Source organism: Porphyromonas somerae DSM 23386 (genome assembly GCF_000372405.1).
GTDB lineage: Bacteria > Bacteroidota > Bacteroidia > Bacteroidales > Porphyromonadaceae > Porphyromonas_A > Porphyromonas_A somerae.
This window is the reverse complement of record NZ_AQVC01000002.1, coordinates 21919-43019: the sequence shown is the minus strand read 5'-3', so window position 1 is coordinate 43019 and position 21101 is coordinate 21919. Positions and strand designations below refer to the sequence as shown.

The following is a 21101-nucleotide window of genomic DNA, read 5'->3' as shown; positions in this document are numbered from 1 at the left end:
TTTGTTCCCAAATTCCCCAGAAACAAAAAACTATCAGTGAAAAGGCAGGTCTTCTGACTCATTCTGTTGCTTATTGGCATTTGCTTTGCGGTCTTCCCATAGACTTCTCCCGCACTCGGAAGAGCTGTCTACAGTGACATTTTCTAGAGGGCAAAGCTGTATACAGAACATACAGCTGAGGGTCCAGTCTCAGATTCTCACTGAGTTCCCTTTTCAATCAAAACACATAGGCAATGTCCTTTGATCACCTTTTCAAAAGCAAAGGTATGAATTTATTCCTAATTGCCAAAACTTTTCCATAATATATTTAATGAAGGCTCTTACACAAAGGCGATCTGCACTACCTAGATATCCTTACGGAGGACTAAGTATTGCAAATCGCCTTTGTGTAAGAGCCTCTACTTAGGGCATTTGATTCGTAACCCTCATGGCTACCCAGCCACCTGGCATTTCAATGTGCCCAGAGTGGGTGAGACCATGCGCTGAAACGGCATCCATAATCTGTGGAAGGTCTTCATCAAGAAATCCTGAAAGGAGCATGATGCCACTTGGGTGCATACGCGAGACGTATCGCTCGAGGTCTTGCAGAATAATATTCCGATTGATATTTGCTAGGAATATATCGGCACGTGGTATCTTCTGTAGTATATTGGCATCACCTTGAAGTACTTTGAGTGCTACATTATTTTGGCGGGCATTCTCTTCCGCATTCTCTATGCACCAATCGTCAATGTCTATACTCACGCACTCCTTAGCGCCTCTCATCATCGCATAGATGCCGAGAATTCCGCTACCACAACCCATGTCAATCACTGAGCAACCCTCAAGGTAAATTTGGCTGAGGAGTGTGAGCATAGCCTGTGTGGTAGCGTGGTTGCCTGTGCCAAAGGCCATTTTGGGTTCAATAACGATTTCGTGCTTTACCCCCTCAATAGGTTGATGAAATGGTGCCCGTATCCCTAGCTCTCCCTCCACTACTACCACAGGGTCAAAATAGTGTTTCTCCCACTCTTCATTCCAGTTTTTATCCTCTACCTCTTCGAGTTTGGCTTGCTTTTGCAATGCTTCAAAAGGAGCCTCAGAAAGTGTCGCCTCTATACTTGCTTCGTTGTAGGAGCTAACTGGTATGTAAGCATGTAACTCTTTGCCGTCATTTTCAAAGGAGTCAAAACCGATATCCCCTAGCTTTTGCATCAATATATCTGTCGCCCACTCATCGGCTGGAGTAGGTAGTGTTACTCTATAATATTTCATTTATTCATCCAATACTTTAGCGTTAATACTCTATTATTCCTTTCAAAGCTACTTAAAAGCTACTATATAGGCAAAATATATCTGACTTATTTGCTATCTTTGTGCATATGAAAAGAATACGTCTAGATAAATGGCTATTATGTGGCTTGCTATTGTGGCTATGTTCGTCAGCGACCATGGCACAGCAGCCTACTCGCCCCACTATCTTTCAGGCACTTCAGGCGATGGAGCCAGGTGCTGGAGTAGTGCTCGTAACTCAAAGTCCTGAGATCGAATCCCTTGTAGGGATGAAGTCCGCTAGTTTGTTGGATAATGCACGCATCGTGAATGGCCTTGCGGTTATCTCGGGCTTTCGAATTCAGGTTTATAGTGGCAACCTGCGGAATAGTAAGGCGATCGCAACGCAGCGACGCAATCAGATTAATGCTCTTTACCCTGAGCTACTACCAACAGTGGAGTATGATGCTCCCTTTTGGAGAGTGAGGGTGGGTAACTTTGTAGACCAGAGTGAAGCGCATACTAAGATGCAAGAGCTCAAGAAATCATTTCCTGCCTTTGCTAGAGAAATGTACATAATCAGGTCACAGGTGCGTCTAGATCCTCAAGACTTATAAATTAGTAGATCAAGAATATGTCACATCACGATAACCCTTATTACACAGAGAAGATTGACCAAGAAGAGGAGAGTCAATTGATTGCCGATTTGGCAGCACATAATAAAGAGATACTTCAGCTTATCGGAGAAGACCCTACAAGAGAAGGGCTACTAAAGACGCCTGAGCGTGTTGCAAGAGCCCTACGTTTTTTAACCCAAGGTTACCATCAAGACCCAGCAGCAGTGTTGGAGTCTGCTAAATTTAGAGAAGACTACAAGCAGATGGTGATTGTCAAGGATATTGGTTTCTATTCTATGTGTGAGCACCATATGTTGCCCTTTTTCGGTAAGGTCCACATTGCTTATATCCCTAATAAGTACATTACGGGACTGAGCAAGCTCCCTAGAATCGTTAATATTCTTTCCCGTCGATTGCAGGTTCAGGAGCGACTGACCACACAGATTAAAGAATGTATCCAAGATACCCTTAAGCCTTTGGGCGTGATGGTGGTTATTGAGGCGCAGCACATGTGTATGCAGATGCGTGGAGTTCAAAAGGAGGGCTCTATTACTACTACTAGCGACTTTACAGGAGCCTTTCAGGACTTTAAGACCCGAGAGGAATTTATGAGCCTCATTAAGTAACACTACTATTATTTGAGGTGGAAGACCGTGTTATACTAAGCCCCATGCAACGCTGTGTGCATGGGGCTTAGCTTTGTTTGAAAAAGCAGTCACAGAGAGTCGGAGTTTATACTTTCTAGAGATACCATAGCTCTGGGAAGCAAAAAAAAGAGACTGTTGCACGATGTCTCACGCCCTAGTTAGGAGAGCAAAAGTTGAGTTGCAACTAAGCATTTGCTGAGATGCAACTAACCATTTGCTTAGTTGCAACTAACCGATCGCTTAGATGCAACTCGAAAACCGCTAAAATATACACCTGGTTATCAGACGTTTACAAAAACGCTTCTAACGGTCTATATTTCATAATAATTCAATGCCATTAACCCCCTCCCCCATGAAACGCCCTAACATGATTTTATGCAAGTGTCTGAGAATGGCACTTTGTGCTACATTCTCTCTCAATGTGAAATTAGTGGGAATTCTCATTAGTGTATGTGGTGATAAATTGGTATCTTGCAATGTCGGAGGTTAGGTCAATACCTTATGCGATTAAGAGGGTATTTGGCTCAATGTTTTTACTTGAATAATAGCACGGATAGCGTAATTATAGATTATTGAAGGATGAAAAGTTTTCTTAAAGTAGTTTTTGGCTCTTGTCTTGGAGTCATTTTAGCAAGTGTAATAGTATTTATTATCTTTTTCTCAATGTTGGGTGCTGCAGTTGGTGGAGTAATGGGTGCCTTTAATGGAGAAAAAGAGACAAAGAAGGTAAAGGCGGAGAGTGTACTACTCCTGGATATGAATGGTGTTGTGACCGATACTTCCGTGGAGAATCCTTTTGACTTCTTGAGTAAAGAGGTACGTAAAAACTACACTCTACCTGAGATCCTAAAGGCTCTTGAGGTGGCTCGTGAAAATTCGGATATCGAAGCAGTTGTATTGAAGTTAGAGAATACAGGTCTCAACTTCGCAACTGCCAAGGAGTTGCGAGATGCTTTGAAACGTTTTCAAGAGTCGGGAAAAGAGGTGATTGCCTATTCGGATAATTATAGTTTCCTTAATTATTACGTGAGTAGCGTTGCCGACCAAGTGATTGGTGGTCCTGAGGGAAGCCTAAATATTATTGGACTTACTAGCTCCACAGTGTTTACCAAAGGGCTACTTCAGAAGCTCGGTGTGGAGATGCAGGTCTTTAAGGTAGGTACCTTTAAGGGGGCTGTGGAACCCTATATCCTTGACGGTCTAAGCCCAGCTAATCGCTTGCAAATTGAGGAGTATCTTCAGGGTCTATGGCAAGGAACTACCACTGAGATGGCAGTGAGTAGAGGGGTAGATGCTAGTGTATTCCAGCAGTTTGCCGATAATGTTCAATTTATGGATAAGTTGGACGTTGCCGAGCAACTAGGTTTGATTGATACCCTTGTGTATCGTGTAGATCTAGATCAGACACTTGCCGAGAGGTTATTTGGAGATAGTGAATATGAGATGGATTACCTCCATGTGGAGGACCTTCTTCCACTTTATGATTCAGGTAGTGGTAGTGATGAGGTTGCTGTTATCTATGCCGAGGGTAATATCGTGATAGGTACTGGTGAGGATTCTGATGACCTATGGTCTTCAGAACGTGTGATTACGGAGCGTGTGGTGAAGCAACTTCGTGAAGCTGCTGAAGACGATGACGTGAAAGCGGTAGTCTTGAGAGTTAATTCGGGTGGCGGTGCAGTGACGACCTCTGAATTGATTTGCCATGAACTGGCACAGTTGAAGCAAGAGAAGCCTGTGGTAGTCTCTATGGGTGACTACGCTGCATCGGGTGGCTATTATATCTCGTCACATGCTAGTGCTATTGTTGCTAACCCTTATACTCTTACGGGCTCTATCGGTATCTTTGGTATCATTCCTAATGCTGAAGGCACTATGAAGAAGTTGGGGCTAAAAGAGGAGCAAGTAAGCACTTCTACTGCTGGTAGTCTCTCTGTTACTAAGCCACTAAGCCCTCGTGTAGCTGGTAAACTTCAGGAGATGATAGAGCGTGGCTACGATCAGTTTATTACGCGCGTGGCAACAGGTCGTGACTTATCAAAAGAGACTGTCGACTCTATTGGTCAAGGTCGTGTATGGCTTGGTGCTAAGGCCATTGAGCTTGGGCTAGTAGATCAGTTGGGTGGTCTTGATGTGGCTATTCAAGAGGCAGCCAGATTGGCCGAACTAGATAGCTATACCATTGTGGAGAGTAAGGAGGAGGTTGATTGGCTACAAAAAATATTTGGAGTCAATGTTGGTGCCAGTGTACAGACCCTCTATGAGTATTTCACCCTCACTAATGAGGAGAAGCTCTATAAGCGTGCCGAGCAGCACATTAAGCAGATGAGCGGGGTAAAGGCACTACCTCCCTATGACCTTACTAGAGTAGGGGCTACCGCATGTGAGACTACTCAGACGACTCTAGGCGTGATGTAAAAAAGAGATTGCTTAAGCATGGGGAGACCAGAGCGCAGAAATATCTTATTGTGGATACCCACAGCCCTTTATTCGATGGCTGTAGGTATCCGCAATTTTGCTTATGATCACCGCCTAGTCTCCTCTTGGAAGTCGGAAATACCCACTATTTGTGTCGGTAATCTATCCGTTGGAGGAAGTGGTAAAACCCCTCATATTGAGTTGCTTATATCTCTTCTGAAGCGAGATTATAAGGTTGCTGTCCTCTCTCGTGGTTATGGTCGTCGCACACGTAGGCCTATCATCGCATCTCTGGAGGATAATGCAGATAGAATAGGTGACGAACCTTTCCAAATCAAGCAAAAACATCCAGAGGTGATGGTTTATATTGATGGAGACCGTCGGCGCGCTCTCGAGACGATGGAGGCGATGCCAGATGAGGAGCGTCCCGACGTGGTACTCATGGACGATGGTTTCCAGCACCGCAGAGTGACCCCATCCTTTTCTATACTACTGACTCCGTACTGCAAACCTTACTATGACGATTATTTGATGCCGTATGGGCGACTACGTGAGAGTAGAAAGGAAGCAGCTAGAGCCGAGGCAATTATCCTTACTGGAACTCCTCGGCAGGTCAATGTAACTGAGATGCGACTAAAAATGGACAATCTCGGGACGATGGCCTATCAAGATGTCTTCTGTACCAGTGTAAGATATGAGCAGCCAAGGCCACTCTTTACTGAGGCAGATACTACTTCAAGTCATAGGCTAACACAAGATAGTCCAATCTTGGTGGTGAGTGGTATTGCACGCCCAGCTGCTTTTCAGCAGACTTGCAAAAGTACTTTCCCTAAGGTGGTTGATTACATTGAGTACCCCGATCACCATCGTTTTACTAAAGAGGAGGTGGAAGTGCTAGTGGATGACCTCCAAAGTGATCAAGAGCTCTTTGTGCTCACAACAGAGAAGGATGGAATGCGCCTGCTCACCTGCCAGCAATGGATTCCAAAGGAGGTAAGGAGTAGAATATGGATATTGCCAATATCTATTGACATTGCTTTGGAGGATAAGATAAAATTGCTACAAAAAGCTAAGAAAGCAATCAAGTACAATGGTTTACCACTATAGATAGAATATATGAATAATCAAGTAGAGATTAAAATAATCAATCAAAGTCCTTACCCACTTCCAGAGTATGCCACACCCTTATCGGCGGGCCTTGATATTCGGGCAAATATAGAGTCTCCAATAGAGCTGGAACCACTGCAGAGAGTGGCGGTATCGACGGGCTTGTATATTGCATTGCCAGAGGGGTATGAGGCACAGATAAGGCCACGAAGTGGATTGGCACTAAAGCACGGTCTCACACTGCTCAATGCACCAGGTACTATCGATGCCGACTATAGGGGTGAGATAAAGGCAATCGTTGCCAACCTTTCGGATACCAGGTATACGATTGAACCAGGCGAACGGATCTGTCAGATGGTAGTGGCGAAGCATGCTCATGTGACATGGCATGTGACTGAAGCACTAGAAGAGACTGAGCGTGGAGCAGGAGGGTTTGGACATACAGGGATTAAGTAGAGAATAATTGAGGATAATAGAGATGAGTAAAAAGCTGATGTGTATGCTAGGTTTGCTAGCTACACTTTTGATGGTTGGTTGCAAGGAGAGTAAGCAACAGGTAGTGGCAGAATTGATCCCTACAGATTATGTAGACCCATGGATCGGCACAGGTGGTCATGGACATGTGTTCCTTGGAACTTCTGTCCCTTGGGGAATGGTTCAATTGGGTCCCACCAGTGTCACCACTGGGTGGGATTGGTGTAGCGGTTATCACGTAAGCGACTCTACGGTGATAGGTTTTTCACACACTCATCTCAGTGGTACTGGAATTGGTGACTTGCTAGATATCACCGTGATGCCCGTCACAGGCGAGGTGACTTACGCACGTGGAAATCACGATGATCCACAGAGCGGGCTTTGGAGCTATAGCCGTCGGTCGGTAGAGCAGGTGGAGCCAGGCTATTACTCTACCCATTTGGAGCGATATGGCATTGATGTAGAGCTGACCACGACAAGCCGTATTGGCTACCACAAGTACACCTTCCCAGAGGGGTCAGAGAAGCGTGCCATTATCTTTGATTTGGAGAATGGAGGCAACTGGGACAAAGCTACAGAGGGATACATTACTATAATTAATGATACACAACTAGAGGGGTATCGTTACTCTACTGGTTGGGCAAAGGATCAGAAGGTTTACTTTGCAGTAGAGCTATCTCAACCTATCGAGGATCTGACTGTGATAGCTGATGGTCAGTTTCTTGAGAAGGAAGGTCGAGGTAAGGTGGTCTATGGTCATATAGATCTAGATCCCAAACTCGATAGAGAGGTGATGATGAAGGTCGCCCTTTCGCCAACTTCTATTGAGGAAGCGTGGAAGAATATGGAAGCTGAGCAAAAAGGATGGCAGTTTGATGAGGTCCGTGCTGAGGCTAAGCAGCTATGGAATCAAGAGCTCAGCAAGGTGAAAATAGAGAGTCACCTACCTGATGTGATGAAGATATTCTATACTGGCCTATACCATACCATGATAGCACCTAGCCTCTTTTCTGATGTCGATGGTAGCTACTATGGCGCTGACCAAAAGGTGCACGAAAAGGCCGACTTCACTAACTATACGATCTTCTCACTATGGGATACCTATCGGGCAGCACACCCATTGATGACGCTGATTCACCCCGAAATGATGCCCGACATAGTGGCAACGATGATGGCGATCTATGAGGAGCAAGGAGAGCTGCCTATCTGGCACTTAGTGGGTAATGAGACCTACACCATGGTCGGTGCCCCTGGCATTCCAGTACTGGCAGATGCTATCCTCAAGGGATACGTCACTGATAAGGAGAAGGCTTATGAAGCACTTAAGGCATCGGCTATGGTACCAAAGCGAGGACAGGAGTATCGTATCCAGTACGGCTATATCCCATACGATAGTATGCTAGAGAGTGTAGCTTATGACCTCGAATATGCACTAGCCGATTGGTCGGTTGCCATGGTGGCACAAGCACTGGGGCACGACGAGGATTATACCTATTTCCTCAAGCGTAGCAAGAGCTACCACTACCACTACGATCCAGTGACACGCTTTATGCGTGGCGTGGACCAAAAGGGTAACTTTAACCCCGACTTTAATCCACTGGCCTCTACCCACCGCAATGATGACTATTGTGAGGGAAATGCATGGCAATACACCTTCCTAGTTCCTCACGATGTGAAGGGCTTGGTAGAGTGCTTTGGTAGCGAAGAGCAGTTCCTCTCCAAGTTGGATAGTCTCTTTATCCTCCCCTCAGTCATTGAGGGCGATGATGTATCTCCAGATATTTCAGGTCTGATCGGCCAGTTTGCCCACGGCAATGAGCCAAGCCATCACATACTTTATATGTATAGTATGCTAGGGAAGCAGAGCAAGGCCGCTCCTTTGCTCAGACAGGTGATGACCGAGCTGTATCATGCCGATTACGATGGTCTGTCGGGTAACGAAGATGCTGGGCAGATGAGTGCGTGGTACATTTTGTCGGCACTGGGCTTTTATCAGATAGAGCCCTGTGGAGGACGTTATTACTTCGGTAGTCCTATGATTGATAGTGCTGAGCTACAGGTTCGTGATGGCCTCTTTAAGATCAAAGTGCTAGATAATAGCAGTGAAAATATCTATATCCAAAGCATTCGATTTAATGGCGAGCCCATGAATGAGCGGTATATTACCTTTGAGCAGATGGCTAAGGGAGGTAACCTTGAAATACAGATGGGTCACACACCACATGATTGGTAAATTTAAGGTGAAGATGAAAAAGAAGAAGTTAGTAGCTCTTACAGGAGCTGGAATAAGTGCGGAGAGTGGCATCGCCACGTTTAGAGATAGTGATGGACTGTGGGAGCACTACTCAGTGGAGGAGGTTGCTTCGGCCGAAGGATATCGGAGAAATCCTAAGCTGGTGATTGACTTTGCCAACGACCGTCGTGAGCAGTGTGTGAATGCTCAGCCTAATCAAGGACATAAGCTACTTGCCGAGCTGGAGAAAGAGTACGACGTTACCGTCATTACCCAAAACATCGACGACCTCCACGAGCGAGCTGGGAGTAGCCACATCATTCACCTTCATGGAGAGCTGATGAAGTGCTGTAGTGAGAATGACCTCTCCACTCCGCTTCCCTTACCAGAAGGACGGCTAAGGATGACCACCGAGGATAGAGATGCCCAAGGCCATTGTCTCCGCCCCTTCATTGTCTATTTTGGCGAGCCAGTCCCCCGTATGGAGGATGCTGTGCGTGAGGTTGAAACCGCCGATATCTTCGTAATCATCGGCACAAGCCTCAACGTCTACCCAGCAGCTGGGCTAGTACAGTTTGTGCCAAGAGGTACACCTATCTACCTCATTGACCCTAAAGATGTGCCCGGATCAAGCCAGTTCGTTCATATCAAGATGGGAGCAGGCAAAGGTATGGCAGAGTTAATCAATAAGCTCCATAATTCTTGAGCAATGAGTAGCGAAATGATGCAATGGGAGAGGCTGATAAGCGATAGGCGATTTGGACTTGAGTCACACAGCCAAAAGCAGGAAAATCGAACCGATTTCCAAAGAGACTACGACCGACTTATCTTCTCTCCACCCTTTAGACGGTTGCAAAATAAGACTCAGGTATTCCCCCTACCAGGGAAGGTGTTCGTTCATAACCGATTGACTCATAGCCTAGAGGTTTCCTGTATTGGGCGTTCTCTCGGCACACAGATAGGGCGAGAGGTATGCCGAAGATACCCCGATTTACTCCCCGATCATGCCGACTTTGGCGCCATTGTATCGGCTGCTTGTTTGGCTCATGATATGGGTAACCCTCCCTTTGGGCACGCTGGAGAGCGGGCTATCAGTGCCTACTTTACCGAAGGCAAAGGGACTCGATGGAAGCAACAAGTGCTAGATGAGGGTGGCCGTTGGGAAGACTTTGCCCACTTTGAAGGCAATGCCAATGCTCTGCGGCTACTCACACATGGATTCAAAGGGCGTCGAAAAGGGGGCTTCGTACTCACATATAGTACCATTGCTTCCGTGGTCAAGTACCCTTATACATCGCTCAGCTCCCAAGGAAAGTTCGGCTTTTTTGAGACCGAACAAGCTAGCTATCAAAAGATTGCCGACCACTTAGGTCTCATCTTGAAGTCCAAGAAAGGCGAGCCACCAGTCTATGCACGTCATCCCCTTGTCTATCTTGTAGAGTCAGCCGATGATATCTGCTACCAGATTATGGACCTCGAAGATGCCTACAAACTAAAGCTAATCAGCCGAGAGGAGTGCATGGAGTTGATGCAAGCCTTCATCCCCACTGCGCAGCATAAGTATGTGGATGAGATTCTCTCCAAGGTTACCGACCACAATGAGCAAGTTGCCTACCTTCGTTCGGTGGCTATTGGTCGCTTGGTTGCTACCACTACCGCTGCCTTCTTGGATCACGAAGAGCAGATCCTCAAAGGCACCTTCGAAGGGTCGCTCATTCAGGCACTGCCAGAGCGCGAGCGTACCGCCTTCGAGCATGCCCGTGAAATAGCTTTTGATAAGATCTACTTTACCAAGGAGGTGCTAGATATCGAGTTTGCCGGCTTCCGTATCTTTGAGTACCTATTAGATACCTTGATAGAGGCACAGACCAAGCCCGATAACGCTTATAGCCTTTTATGGTTTAAGCGTATTCCCGAGCAATACGATATGCACCGCGTCACCATGTACGGCAAGATACAGAGTGCCCTAGACTATATAAGTGGAATGACCGATGTCTATGCCCTCGACCTTTATCGCAAGTTTACAGGAATGAGTTTACCTGCTATTTAATCCATTTCCCGAACGTATGAATACAACAATTGACGAAATCATTCTCAAAACAGACAAAATAAAAGCAGCCCTTCAGGCAGCGTCCATTGATAGCTTGCTACTCGGTAGTGTCCCCAACTTCTTGTATCTCACGGGGAGTGTGGCACAAGGGTATATCTTTATTCATAAAGATGAGGCCCTACCGCTACTCTTTTTGGAGCGCCCCACCTACGTGCTAGAAGGCTATCCCGAGGAGCTTATCTTTAATGTGCGCAAGCCCGAGTTGATTCCCGATCTACTTAAGGGTAGGGGGCTCGCTATATCTTCCACCACAGCCCTAGAGCTAGGCTACCTCCCCGTGACCGACTATCAGAGACTCTCCAAACTCTCTCCCGAGGGAGTGAGTAGTGTGGATGCCTCATCACTTATGCGGAGCGTAAGGAGCATCAAGACCGAGCAAGAGCTCACCGCCATACGCCACCTTGCAGAGGTGCATATGGAGATCTATCGGCTGGTACCAGAGCTTTATCAGAGTGGTATGTCCGAGCTCGACCTCCAGCATCAGCTAGAGTATCAGATGCGTCGCCGCGGTTCCATAGGCCTCTTCCGTTCCTTCGGAGCTAGGTCGGAGATATTTATGGGCAATGTGATATCTGGTCGCAATGCCGATAACCCTGCCCCTTACGACTTTACAATGGGGGGAAAAGGCACCTTTGCCATGCCTATGGGCGCTTCCAATCAGGAGATAGCCCCCAATACCACGGTGATGGTGGATATGTCGGGAAATTATGGGGTGTACCAAACCGATATCACCCGCACCTATTACTTAGGGACACTGCCAGAGGATGTGCATAAAGCCCACCAGCTTTCTATGGAGCTTCATCAGTGGTTCCAAACCTATGCCAAGGAAGGGGCACCTGTGGCCGAAGTCTTCAATCATTGTGCCGCACGTGCCGAGGAGGAGGGGCTCTCCGATTACTTTATGGGACACGCCAATAAGGTGAAGTTTGTTGGTCATGGTTTTGGCATTGAGATCAATGAAGTACCAGTGCTCACCGCACGCTCTCGAGATACCTTCAGAAGCGGTATGACCATTGCCCTCGAGCCGAAGTTTGTATTCCCTGAAGTGGGGGCGGTAGGATTGGAGAATAGTTATATCATTGGCACGGAAGGAGCGGAGAATATTACCCCTCTACCCGAGGAGCTGACCCCATTGTGCCAGGACGACCTTAGTGTATAATTGATAAATAAATATTGACAATGAAACGAACTCTTTGTATACTCGCTACCTTGCTCTTCGCTTTGCCACAGTTGTTGGTAGCAGAGCAACCAACCAAACCAGTTAAAAACGTCATCTTTATGATTTCTGATGGTACATCGCTCAGTACCATCTCACTAGCACGCTGGTATCAAAATCTACAGGCCGATTCACTTACCAAACTACACCTTGACCCTTACATGAGTGGTACCGTGCTCACCTTTTGCTCCGATGCCCCTATTGGTGATTCCGCCCCTACCACCTCTACCTATATGAATGGTATGCCTTCCATTCAAGGAATGGTTGGCACTTATCCTTATGCCACTTCCCAAGATCTGATCCCCGTAGATAGCACCATGGGGTACCGACCACTCGTTTCACTGATGGAGGCCACTAGGGTGTTACAAGATCGTAAGGTTGGGGTAGTGGTTACTTGTGAATTTCCACACGCTACGCCCGCCGATGCCACTGCACATAGCTACAGTAGAAAGCGCTACGATTGGATTATCCCACAAATGGTACACAATCACCTCGATGTAGTGATTGGGGGTGGGGCAGGCTTGATCAGTGAAGAGCAGGTCAATTACCTACGTAGCCAGGATTATGGCGTCTACCTCAATGACCACGCCTCACTTACTTCCAACCAAAAGGATCGTATGTGGAGCCTATTCTCTCATCGTGATATCCCGTATGATATGGATGGGGTGGCTGGCAGAGACCCTAAGCTAAGCGAGATGGTCTCCTCGGCGATTTCTTTGCTTGATCGCAATAATCCTAATGGTTTCTTTTTGCTCGTTGAGGGCTCAAAGGTCGATTGGGCGGCACATGCCAATGACCCCGTGGCGATGGCTACAGAGTTTCTCGCCTTCGATCGTGCCGTGCAGGTGGCACTCGACTTTGCCAAAGCTGATGGAAATACCATTGTAGTTGTTACCGCAGACCATGGTAATAGTGGACTGAGCCTCGGTAGAGGAGACCTGCACAATTATGCTGGTGCCTCCAAAGAGACTCTCTTTGGCCCACTTGTCAAGATTCAAAAAAGCTCAGTCGGTTTGGCCGAGATGATCAAGTCGGAGGAGGAGAGTGAGTTGGCAAAGATCTTTGAAGAGGTGACCACCTTCGCCCCTACAGAGGAGGAGTTAGTGGCACTTAAGTTGCTTCGTCAGCTAGAACTCGCTCCCGATGCCGAGCGTGCAGCCATTAAGCAGCAATTAAAGGCTCTCAACATTTCAGGCGAAGGTGCCCTCTATACTGCCGGGCTATCCGACTTCATCGCATCCATCTACCGCGACAGGATGTACCTCGCATTTACCACCCATGGGCATACCGCTGAGGATGTATTCCTAGCTAGTTATGCGCCAACTGAGGAGCAGAGACTCATGGGTGTCCATAATAATATGGAGCTCCATGACTACTTACGTCGCTCACTTGGCTTAGAGCCTACCATGCTTGAGCTGACACACGAGTACTTTGCCCCACACAGTGAAGTCTTCAGTGGGCTCAAGGTGACCATTAGTGGTGACGAGCCACAGAATAAGGTACTGACTGTAAAGAAAGGACGTAAGACGCTTCAGATCAAGAGTTTTACCAACCAACTCTATCTCAATAAAGAGCTACACGAACTGCCAATGCCAGTGGTTTACGTGGATAAAACCAATCAGTTTTATCTCCCCACTTCCCTTCGTGCATTGCTAGATTAGTCGGAAGACGCATAATATAGGGCGACCGTGGATAGGTACCATCTCGGTGTCTATCCACGGTCGCTTGCTTTTATCGAGAATTAGAGGGAGGAACTGGTGAACTCGAAGCTTTGAGTTACTCCATTGTGCTCAAGCTCAATAGTGCTTTTTTTATCTCTAGCCTTTTTGCCATTAAGTCGCTCCTCAAATTGGTAGGAGCCCTTGGTCCCTATTGAATTAGGTGCCTCGATCTTTCCTTTGACCGATACTCGCCTTGCCTCCTTGATTCTAAAGGTGTAGGTCTTAGTCTCACCCTCTTTGATATTGGTGAATGTCTTTTCTTTATTCGCTATTGGGCGGTGCTCTTCACTCCACAAGATTTCCTTGGCGTCAGTGTCAAAGGTGTAGAATATATGCATCTCACCTTTTTCTGCTGTCACCGTAAAGATGTATTCGTAGTCATTGACAGAGCCTTCCTTCGGAAGGTTATCACCATTACCACAACTTACCATCACCACCGCAGCCAATGCTGCTACTAGGGACCATAAAATCTTCTTTTCCATATTCTTTCAATCTTTCTTTCTGTTGTTGAAAATAAATCAGCGGCAAAGATATCATATCGCCACAATATGGCTATTTAATAAATCATAAACTTGATATCATCTCCTCAATTTGGTAAGTTTGTAATTCAAATGATGAATTCAGTAATACCTAATTTCTTTTATTATGCCTATAGATTCTATGTCGCAGACACTTCCAGAGAGTTTTGAACTTTGTTTTACCAATCATTGCTCCAAGAAGGAGAGTTGCTTGCACTTTCTCAAAGGGCAGGAGGTGCTACCTAGTAATATGCCTATCCTTTGCTTCCACCCTAATAAACCCGATGTGGGTGCTAACTGCCAAGCGTATGTGGAGGATCGATTAATCCCTCATTATGTAGGCTTTATGAAGGGTGCTGGTCAAGTCCCCACCAAACTGCTAACTACTTTTAACCGACGCTGTATGCAAGAGCTCGGTATGCAAAAAACACGCTTTTATCAGCTGCGTAAAGGCGAATTGCCTTTGCGTTCTTGGGAGGCAGAACGTATCGCAGCGATCTTTGCTGAGATGGGTATCAATCCCGGTGACGTCTTTGATGAAGTGGTTATGCGTTTCGATATTTAGTCCGATGCATCAAAGCTTCATTCCGTATGCGTGCGGAATCCATTCCGTAGCCCTGCGGAATGCGTTCCGCACGCATGCGGAATATATGCGCGGCCTAGTCTTGTATTCCTAATTATGTAGACACCGACAAAGGTTTATTCCTAAATAAGTAGACACTCCCTATGGAATTGTACCGATACCATATACTTTTTCCCTGTTATTGAGCGTCGGAATTCCGTATTAGATGAGGCTGTCGTATGAAGGATAAAATGCTTATATCTGTCAAGGCTTCTCATGGATTGGAAGGACCTCGGCAGAGGTCCTTCTGTGATTCTTGATTGTTACAATGGTTTCCGTGGATATAAAAATAGAGTGATGAACTGACTTTTCAGCTCATCACTCTAGTATAGATAAAGTGTAAGTTGATTACTTCTTAGCTGGTACCTTGAGGTGCTCTACATTGTCGCCCTCTGCTACGTGACGGTAGAAGTCTTCGCTATAGCCTGGTTGCTCTGGGAAGGCTACGAGTCCGTGCTCCTCTACAAATTGACCATCTTTCTCTAGCTTGACATTGCCATCAATGTACTTCACTAGTAGGTACTCTCCGAGTTGCTTCCACTCAGCTGTTGATTGGTCGGCAATCTGGCAGGAGTAGTTGGTAAGGAACTCTACTGCAGCTGCTTCGCCTTGGCTCTTAGCAATCTCCATAGCTCTTGCCTCGATGGCTGGCTGTATGCTTTGCCATTGCCCCTCAATCTCTTGTTGCTTCTTGCGGATATCTTTAATCATATAGCTGTACTTGCCATAGGCCATATTGGCTACCCAGTTGTGCATCCAAAAGGCTGAAGTCCAAGAGAACTTAGTCATAGAACCATTCCCTGGTGCAAAACTATGAGGTACGCGGGTCATAGAGGCGTACATAGGCTTGAAGAGGGTCATATCTGCGTCATCCACACCAAACCATAGGATACCTCCAACATAATCGGGTAGGTCTTTACGCATCTGAGCCACTAGTACAAAACCAGTTTGCTGTGTTGCGATAGCACGTTCATTGACATACTCTTGGCCATCTACCTCAAAGCCCATAGGTCTCCAGCGGTAGGGAACTTTATAAGCACCTGCACCACGATCCTTGGTCATATCCATTGGGGTATCCTCGTAGTGGTCTCGCATCATATTCTGCACGTCGGCAAGTGAGAGCTTGCGATTAGGCTTTACATAAAGTGGCATTGGCTCTGCATCTGGCTCGTATCCCATAACTAGAGGTAGGTATTTATCCATGCCATCGGCAAAGCGATTGAAGAAAGACCACACTCTTGCCTCACAGCCACGTAGACCACCAAAGTCGTAGGGGTTGTAGGCTTTTTGGAAGCTAAAGTCCTTGTCACTTCCCTTGTAGAGGCCCTTTTTGCGAGCAAACTCTACAACGTCGGGACTGTAGAGGCAGTTCTCCTTGTCATTAAAAGGAATCTGCTGGATACGTGCTTGGTTGGCGTGAGCTGAGATAGCATCGTCGGGGATGCGAATAGCTACCCAAACGGCACCCTTCTCGCCTTTGCCCTTACCGATCATCTCCATTACCCATACTTCGTTTTTATCGGCAATGGTAAAGCTTTCACCACTACTTCTATAGCCATATTGATCTACTAGACCTGTGATGACGTCAATAGCTTCGCGAGCTGTTGCCGACCTTTGAAGTGCGATATAAATAAGGCTTCCATAGTCCATCAGACCCTCTGTGCCTTGGCACTTGTCGCAACCGCCCCAGGTACTCTCTGTGATGGCTACTTGCTTTTCATTCATATTGCCAATCACGTTGTAGGTGCGCCCTACATACTGTGCAATCTCACCTGTTGGAATACCTGAATCCCACTCAGTTACCTTAAGGATGCTTCCCGTGGTCCAAGTGGCGGCAGGCCAATGGTATAGCTCGCCATATAATGTGTGGCTATCTGCAGCGTAGCTAATAAAGACGCTCCCGTCTGTAGATGCCTTGGGTCCTACAATTAGGTCGGTACAAGCCTCTGCTGAGACTCCCGCTCCTAGAGTGGCGATAGCTAGTGCCATAGCCACCTTGCATAGAGTTTTCTTCATGTTGTTACAGTCTTTTGTATTATTGGTTTGAAAATCTTCAGCAAGTTACCCTTTTTTCGGCAGATAACCAAGCCTAAAGCCTCCTGTTACTCCTGTAGCGGGTACCAGGAGGCGTACATTTGGTAGTTATCGGAGATGCGCTTATTGATGGTTTGCTGTTGCTCAGGGTCTAGCATCTTCACAAACTTAGCAGGGACGCCGGCGTAAAGTGCACCAGGTTCTATTACCGTATTGGAGAGGACTACAGCTCCACCAGCTACAATCGCTCCTCTCCCTACCACGGCATGATCCATCACAATAGCTCCCATTCCTACTAGGGCTCCCTCTTCGATCTTAGCTCCGTGAATGATAGCGTTGTGCCCGATAGAGACATTGTCCTCTAGTATTGAGACCGACTTTTGATATAGGGTGTGGATGACAGCTCCATCCTGTACATTCACGTTTTTGCCTATGCGAATGCTATTGACATCGCCACGCACCACAGCACCAAACCATATACTGCTCCCTTCGCCTATCTCTACATCTCCCACCACGGTAGCATTAGTAGCGAGAAAAACATTGTGAGCGATCTTGGGTGTAAAACCCCTCACCTCTTGAATTATTGCCATATAAAAATGAAAAAAAGTAGGAGGTACTCTAGGAAGTACCCCCTACTATTAGTCTAAAAAACTACCTACTCAAGGGTGCTGTTTTGGCTTTGAGCCAAGCAGCCTCTTCGCTATTAAGAAGTGGTGATACCTCTCGGTATACTCGTTCTTGATAGTTATTGTACCACTCCAGCTCCTTATCGGTAAGCTGTGGAAGGTCTACCAAGCTATTATCTAGGTAGCAGAGGGTGAGTGTCTCGAAGCAGAAGAACTTGCCAAAGTCTCCCTCAGAATATGGCTTGGTATAGATGAGGTTCTCAATACGAATGCCATACTTGCCGGTGATGTAGATACCTGGCTCATTGGAGGTAACCATACCTGGCTGAAGCACAGTAGGATTCTCGTCCATTCGGATGTTTTGTGGCCCCTCGTGAACATTGAGGAAGTAGCCCACACCGTGCCCAGTGCCGTGTCCATAGTTCTGACTATTATCCCAAAGGGCTTTACGTGCAAGGATATCCAGCTGCGAGCCTCGCGTCCCCTCAGGGAAGATAGCTGTTGCCAACTGAATATGTCCCTTCAGTACACGCGTATAGTCGGCCTTTTCTTCTGCTGTAGGCTTGCCATCCAGCGAAATGGTACGGGTAATATCTGTGGTACCGTCGTAATATTGACCACCAGAGTCCAGCAAGAACATTCCATTGTGCTGCAACTTGTGCGAGCTCTCGGGAGTAGCACTATAATGGACAATAGCCCCGTGGTCGCGATAACCAGCGATAGGGGCAAAGCTATCATTGACATACTGCTCATCCATTGCACGGAACTTTGCTAATTGGACACCTACCTCATACTCGGTAGGAGTTTCGCCACTCTCTAGTGTCTTTTCAAGCCAAATGATGAAGCGGGTGAGGGCAGCACCATCACGCTTCATCACATTTACATATCCTTGGTGCTCTGTTTCATTCTTCACCGCCTTAAGTAGCGTGATAGGGCTCAATTGCTCAATTACGGTTACGCCCTCAGGGATCGCTCTGTAGAAAGCGTAGTTGTTTCGAGCTGGGTCAAAAGAGAGCACCGTCTTCTTAGGAAGTGCTGCCACATCGGCATAAACTGCTTCGTATGGTTTGATGTTCACGCCATTCTCCTTAAGATGCTGGCGTACCTCGTCTGGCAACTTTTCGGGGAAAGCATATAGCGTCACTTGATCCTTAGTCAGTAGACCATATCCGATACCCACAGGGTTAAAGGCTACATCATTACTTCGGATATTAAATAGCCAAGCCAGCTCGCAAAGCATATTAATGATGATGGCATTAGCCCCCTTTGCCTCTAGTGCAGCACGCACATTAGCCACCTTCTCCTTCGTAGTGAGACCCGCATATTTCGTAGGCATGATAAAGAAAGGATTGCGTGGAATCTCAGGGGCATCTGTGTAGACCTCCGAGATCAGATCCTTCTCCGTCACCATCTCAATACCAGCGATATCCAGCACCTTCTTGTAGCGAAGTGCCTCCGCCGTACTCATCGACTTCTCAAAGAATCCTACCCGCTTCACCCCCTTCTTCGTGCGAAGGTAATCGGCGATAGAGGGTGTCTCAGGAAGACCCTCCTTACGCAGATCAATGGTTGTCCCCTCCAATTGCTGAGTTGCCTGAAGGAAGTAGCGTGAGTCGGTCCAAAGACCAGCCTCATCCATCGCTATCACTGCAGTACCCGCCGAGCCATTAAATCCTGTAATCCACTCCCTATGCTTCCAGCAAGTAGGGGTATATTCACTCAGATGGTGGTCTGAGCTAGGTACAATGTATGCATCTATCTGCTCCCTTTTCATCGCACCTCTCAGTGCTTTCAGTCGCTCCTTGATATTTTCTTTCATATTGTTTAATATCTATTGATTATTATCTCTTTCTTATGATAGTTGATGGCTAGGGCGGAGTAGGTCATTCACCTTCTTCACTGGGTTGAAAGTGGTTCCAGGTACCGCCACAAACGCCGTGAGCCAATTGCTCATCGCCCCATTCCACAAGCCTGGAAGCTCCAGAGCCTTTAGCTCCTGCCCTTCTTGGCTCTTGTGGCTGATAAATCCAGTCTCCTCATCCACAAACGAAAGGAGATCAAACTTATTGCCCCGGTAATCCTTCACACAAAGCACTAGATCCACAGGATTGAAGTAAGTACTTGTCTCAAATAGTTCCTTATCCAAAGGGTCATTCATATTGATCTGAGTGCTTTCCAAGATCTGCAGACCTGTAGTACCATTTTCATTCTTCACAATGTAAGGGCCACCCCCTGGCTCACCCGTATTTCGCACCATGCCACAAACGCGGATAGGTCGATTGAGGATCCTCCTTAGGAAGTTGGCCTGCTCCTCCAGGGATAGCTCATCAAGTGCCGAGGTCTCGATGCAGAAGTTCTCCTCCACAAAGGTTTTGATCTCACTGATAAGGTTATTACTCACCTTTTTATCCTCCCCTAATTGCGCCATATACTTGTAGACCTTATTGCGGAGCTGTACTAGATAGCCTCCAATTGCCTTTTTGTAGATCAGCGTGTCGCACCAGTAGGGCTGAGGGATTACATTATCAATATTCTTAATAAAGATAATGTCCGAATCGATTTCGTTAAGGTTATGGATCAGAGCCCCATGCCCTCCTGGACGGAAGAGCAAAGCCCCCTCCTTAGTCCTCATCGGCTGGTTATCCATATCCACAGCAATGGTATCTGTATTGCTTCTCTGAATAGAATAGGTCACCTCTAGTACAGAGGAGTAGCGCTCCTCTATCTCACCCCTTTTTCGCTTGAGGAGTGCCTGGAAAGGCTCAATATGCTCAGGGCTTAGAGTGAAGTGTATCTTTACCGTACCATCGGCATTGCGTGCGTACTTAGCACTCTCCCCCAGCTGCTCCTCCATAGCTGTGCGGCTTCCCTCGGGGTAGCGATGAAATTGGAGCAACGCCTTAGGTAAATGCCCATAGTTAAGCCCCTTTTCCGTCAAAAGGTATTCAATCACCGTATGCTCTTTGCCCGATTGGATCAACTTCAGACAGCCCTTGCCACCCTCACCCAGCATACAAGCACGATTGAGACTATCAAAAAAGGCAAAGTCGGTGATGTGGTCTAGCACCTCACGGGTATCATCGTTCATCTCCTCCGTGTGTAGATAGGCAAAGAGCGCCTTAAACATTCGCGAGGCAGCACCACTAGCTGGCACAAATCGGCTCACTACCGAGGTGGGGGAGGATAGCGTCCGCTCCCACTCCTTGAGTGCTGCATCTAGTGCATCGCCCTCTAGTGTCACGATGCCCTCCTCCTCCGAGGCCGCTTTTACCAAATGTAGGTAGGGAAATCCTTGGGCAAATCGCCGTAGCTGCCCTTCAAGTTGAGTCTGTGAGATGCCCTTCTCCTGCAATTGCTTTAGGTCATTGTCCGATAAGTGTAGGTCTGCCATAGTCTCTGTCGATTGCTTAGTGAATGAATTCCTTCCCCCTCTCCTCCTGCACACAAATGTACTCATTTTTCACGAGACTTCCCGAAAAATAGAGCACTAAAAAGGGAGGTAACCAT

Annotated in this window: 17 protein-coding genes and 1 riboswitch; of the genes, 11 read left to right on the top strand and 6 right to left on the bottom strand. The window is 47.0% G+C overall.

Annotated elements, in window-relative coordinates:
• Positions 1 to 26: 26 nt before the first annotated feature.
• Positions 27 to 267: riboswitch (cobalamin riboswitch) on the bottom strand.
• Between the two features lie 135 nt (positions 268 to 402).
• A complete protein-coding gene (prmA, locus tag A3GK_RS0100575) occupies positions 403 to 1254 on the bottom strand; it encodes a 50S ribosomal protein L11 methyltransferase (RefSeq protein ID WP_018027583.1) in 852 nt (283 codons plus the stop codon).
• A gap of 107 nt (positions 1255 to 1361) precedes the next feature.
• Here prmA and A3GK_RS0100570 point away from each other — a divergent pair, with 107 nt between their 5' ends.
• The 10 genes from A3GK_RS0100570 to A3GK_RS0100525 all read left to right on the top strand — a co-directional run bounded on the left by A3GK_RS0100570 (position 1362) and on the right by A3GK_RS0100525 (position 13734).
• Positions 1362 to 1868 carry an SPOR domain-containing protein gene (locus tag A3GK_RS0100570; protein ID WP_040575675.1) on the top strand — a complete coding sequence of 169 codons (507 nt, stop codon included), beginning with the start codon at positions 1362 to 1364 and terminating at the stop codon, positions 1866 to 1868.
• A gap of 17 nt (positions 1869 to 1885) precedes the next feature.
• Positions 1886 to 2494, top strand: a complete 609-nt coding sequence (gene folE / locus A3GK_RS0100565; RefSeq protein WP_018027581.1) for a GTP cyclohydrolase I FolE — start codon at positions 1886 to 1888, stop codon at positions 2492 to 2494.
• Positions 2495 to 3094: 600 nt separating this feature from the next.
• A complete protein-coding gene (gene sppA / locus A3GK_RS10205) occupies positions 3095 to 4933 on the top strand; it encodes a signal peptide peptidase SppA (protein ID WP_051052288.1) in 1839 nt (612 codons plus the stop codon).
• A gap of 18 nt (positions 4934 to 4951) precedes the next feature.
• A complete protein-coding gene (gene lpxK, locus A3GK_RS0100555) occupies positions 4952 to 6040 on the top strand; it encodes a tetraacyldisaccharide 4'-kinase (protein ID WP_081605291.1) in 1089 nt (362 codons plus the stop codon).
• A gap of 9 nt (positions 6041 to 6049) precedes the next feature.
• Entirely contained in the window at positions 6050 to 6496 is a 447-nt protein-coding gene (gene dut / locus A3GK_RS0100550) for a dUTP diphosphatase (protein WP_018027578.1), read from the top strand.
• A 22-nt stretch (positions 6497 to 6518) separates the two neighbouring features.
• A complete protein-coding gene (locus A3GK_RS0100545) occupies positions 6519 to 8747 on the top strand; it encodes a GH92 family glycosyl hydrolase (protein WP_018027577.1) in 2229 nt (742 codons plus the stop codon).
• 13 nt (positions 8748 to 8760) lie between these two features.
• Positions 8761 to 9453 carry an SIR2 family NAD-dependent protein deacylase gene (locus A3GK_RS0100540; RefSeq protein ID WP_026161611.1) on the top strand — a complete coding sequence of 231 codons (693 nt, stop codon included), beginning with the start codon at positions 8761 to 8763 and terminating at the stop codon, positions 9451 to 9453.
• An 18-nt stretch (positions 9454 to 9471) separates the two neighbouring features.
• Positions 9472 to 10797, top strand: a complete 1326-nt coding sequence (gene dgt / locus A3GK_RS0100535; protein ID WP_026161610.1) for a dGTP triphosphohydrolase — start codon at positions 9472 to 9474, stop codon at positions 10795 to 10797.
• Between the two features lie 16 nt (positions 10798 to 10813).
• On the top strand, positions 10814 to 12016 hold the full coding sequence (locus A3GK_RS0100530) for a M24 family metallopeptidase (RefSeq protein ID WP_018027574.1): 1203 nt from the start codon (positions 10814 to 10816) through the stop codon (positions 12014 to 12016).
• 20 nt (positions 12017 to 12036) lie between these two features.
• The gene (locus A3GK_RS0100525) at positions 12037 to 13734 is read left to right on the top strand and encodes an alkaline phosphatase (RefSeq protein ID WP_026161609.1); all 1698 of its coding nucleotides are present in this window, start codon (positions 12037 to 12039) and stop codon (positions 13732 to 13734) included.
• Between the two features lie 80 nt (positions 13735 to 13814).
• On the opposite strand, the gene A3GK_RS0100520 is transcribed toward A3GK_RS0100525, so the two are convergent.
• Complete coding sequence (locus A3GK_RS0100520; RefSeq protein ID WP_018027572.1) at positions 13815 to 14276, bottom strand: hypothetical protein; 462 nt, start codon at positions 14274 to 14276, stop codon at positions 13815 to 13817.
• A 163-nt stretch (positions 14277 to 14439) separates the two neighbouring features.
• On the opposite strand from A3GK_RS0100520, the gene A3GK_RS0100515 reads away from it, so the two are divergent.
• On the top strand, positions 14440 to 14877 hold the full coding sequence (locus A3GK_RS0100515) for a DUF6078 family protein (protein ID WP_155799392.1): 438 nt from the start codon (positions 14440 to 14442) through the stop codon (positions 14875 to 14877).
• A 405-nt stretch (positions 14878 to 15282) separates the two neighbouring features.
• On the opposite strand, the gene A3GK_RS0100510 is transcribed toward A3GK_RS0100515, so the two are convergent.
• The 4 genes from A3GK_RS0100510 to A3GK_RS0100495 all read right to left on the bottom strand — a co-directional run bounded on the left by A3GK_RS0100510 (position 15283) and on the right by A3GK_RS0100495 (position 20985).
• Positions 15283 to 16950 (bottom strand): dipeptidase, encoded by a 1668-nt coding sequence (locus tag A3GK_RS0100510; protein WP_018027570.1) that lies wholly within the window; start codon positions 16948 to 16950, stop codon positions 15283 to 15285.
• Positions 16951 to 17036: 86 nt separating this feature from the next.
• Positions 17037 to 17558 (bottom strand): gamma carbonic anhydrase family protein, encoded by a 522-nt coding sequence (locus A3GK_RS0100505; RefSeq protein ID WP_018027569.1) that lies wholly within the window; start codon positions 17556 to 17558, stop codon positions 17037 to 17039.
• A gap of 61 nt (positions 17559 to 17619) precedes the next feature.
• Positions 17620 to 19413 carry an aminopeptidase P family protein gene (locus tag A3GK_RS0100500; protein WP_018027568.1) on the bottom strand — a complete coding sequence of 598 codons (1794 nt, stop codon included), beginning with the start codon at positions 19411 to 19413 and terminating at the stop codon, positions 17620 to 17622.
• 33 nt (positions 19414 to 19446) lie between these two features.
• Positions 19447 to 20985: a DUF4301 family protein gene (locus A3GK_RS0100495; protein ID WP_018027567.1), complete on the bottom strand. Its 1539-nt coding sequence runs from the start codon at positions 20983 to 20985 to the stop codon at positions 19447 to 19449.
• Between the last annotated feature and the right edge of the window lie 116 nt (positions 20986 to 21101).

What these genes read in the sequence shown, in the direction of transcription:
- prmA (WP_018027583.1), bottom strand. Translation starts at nt 1,254, where the DNA reads ATGAAATATTATAGAGTAACACTACCTACTCCAGCCGATGAGTGGGCG.
- A3GK_RS0100570 (WP_040575675.1), top strand. Translation starts at nt 1,362, where the DNA reads ATGAAAAGAATACGTCTAGATAAATGGCTATTATGTGGCTTGCTATTG.
- folE (WP_018027581.1), top strand. Translation starts at nt 1,886, where the DNA reads ATGTCACATCACGATAACCCTTATTACACAGAGAAGATTGACCAAGAA.
- sppA (WP_051052288.1), top strand. Translation starts at nt 3,095, where the DNA reads ATGAAAAGTTTTCTTAAAGTAGTTTTTGGCTCTTGTCTTGGAGTCATT.
- lpxK (WP_081605291.1), top strand. Translation starts at nt 4,952, where the DNA reads ATGGGGAGACCAGAGCGCAGAAATATCTTATTGTGGATACCCACAGCC.
- dut (WP_018027578.1), top strand. Translation starts at nt 6,050, where the DNA reads ATGAATAATCAAGTAGAGATTAAAATAATCAATCAAAGTCCTTACCCA.
- A3GK_RS0100545 (WP_018027577.1), top strand. Translation starts at nt 6,519, where the DNA reads ATGAGTAAAAAGCTGATGTGTATGCTAGGTTTGCTAGCTACACTTTTG.
- A3GK_RS0100540 (WP_026161611.1), top strand. Translation starts at nt 8,761, where the DNA reads ATGAAAAAGAAGAAGTTAGTAGCTCTTACAGGAGCTGGAATAAGTGCG.
- dgt (WP_026161610.1), top strand. Translation starts at nt 9,472, where the DNA reads ATGCAATGGGAGAGGCTGATAAGCGATAGGCGATTTGGACTTGAGTCA.
- A3GK_RS0100530 (WP_018027574.1), top strand. Translation starts at nt 10,814, where the DNA reads ATGAATACAACAATTGACGAAATCATTCTCAAAACAGACAAAATAAAA.
- A3GK_RS0100525 (WP_026161609.1), top strand. Translation starts at nt 12,037, where the DNA reads ATGAAACGAACTCTTTGTATACTCGCTACCTTGCTCTTCGCTTTGCCA.
- A3GK_RS0100520 (WP_018027572.1), bottom strand. Translation starts at nt 14,276, where the DNA reads ATGGAAAAGAAGATTTTATGGTCCCTAGTAGCAGCATTGGCTGCGGTG.
- A3GK_RS0100515 (WP_155799392.1), top strand. Translation starts at nt 14,440, where the DNA reads ATGCCTATAGATTCTATGTCGCAGACACTTCCAGAGAGTTTTGAACTT.
- A3GK_RS0100510 (WP_018027570.1), bottom strand. Translation starts at nt 16,950, where the DNA reads ATGAAGAAAACTCTATGCAAGGTGGCTATGGCACTAGCTATCGCCACT.
- A3GK_RS0100505 (WP_018027569.1), bottom strand. Translation starts at nt 17,558, where the DNA reads ATGGCAATAATTCAAGAGGTGAGGGGTTTTACACCCAAGATCGCTCAC.
- A3GK_RS0100500 (WP_018027568.1), bottom strand. Translation starts at nt 19,413, where the DNA reads ATGAAAGAAAATATCAAGGAGCGACTGAAAGCACTGAGAGGTGCGATG.
- A3GK_RS0100495 (WP_018027567.1), bottom strand. Translation starts at nt 20,985, where the DNA reads ATGGCAGACCTACACTTATCGGACAATGACCTAAAGCAATTGCAGGAG.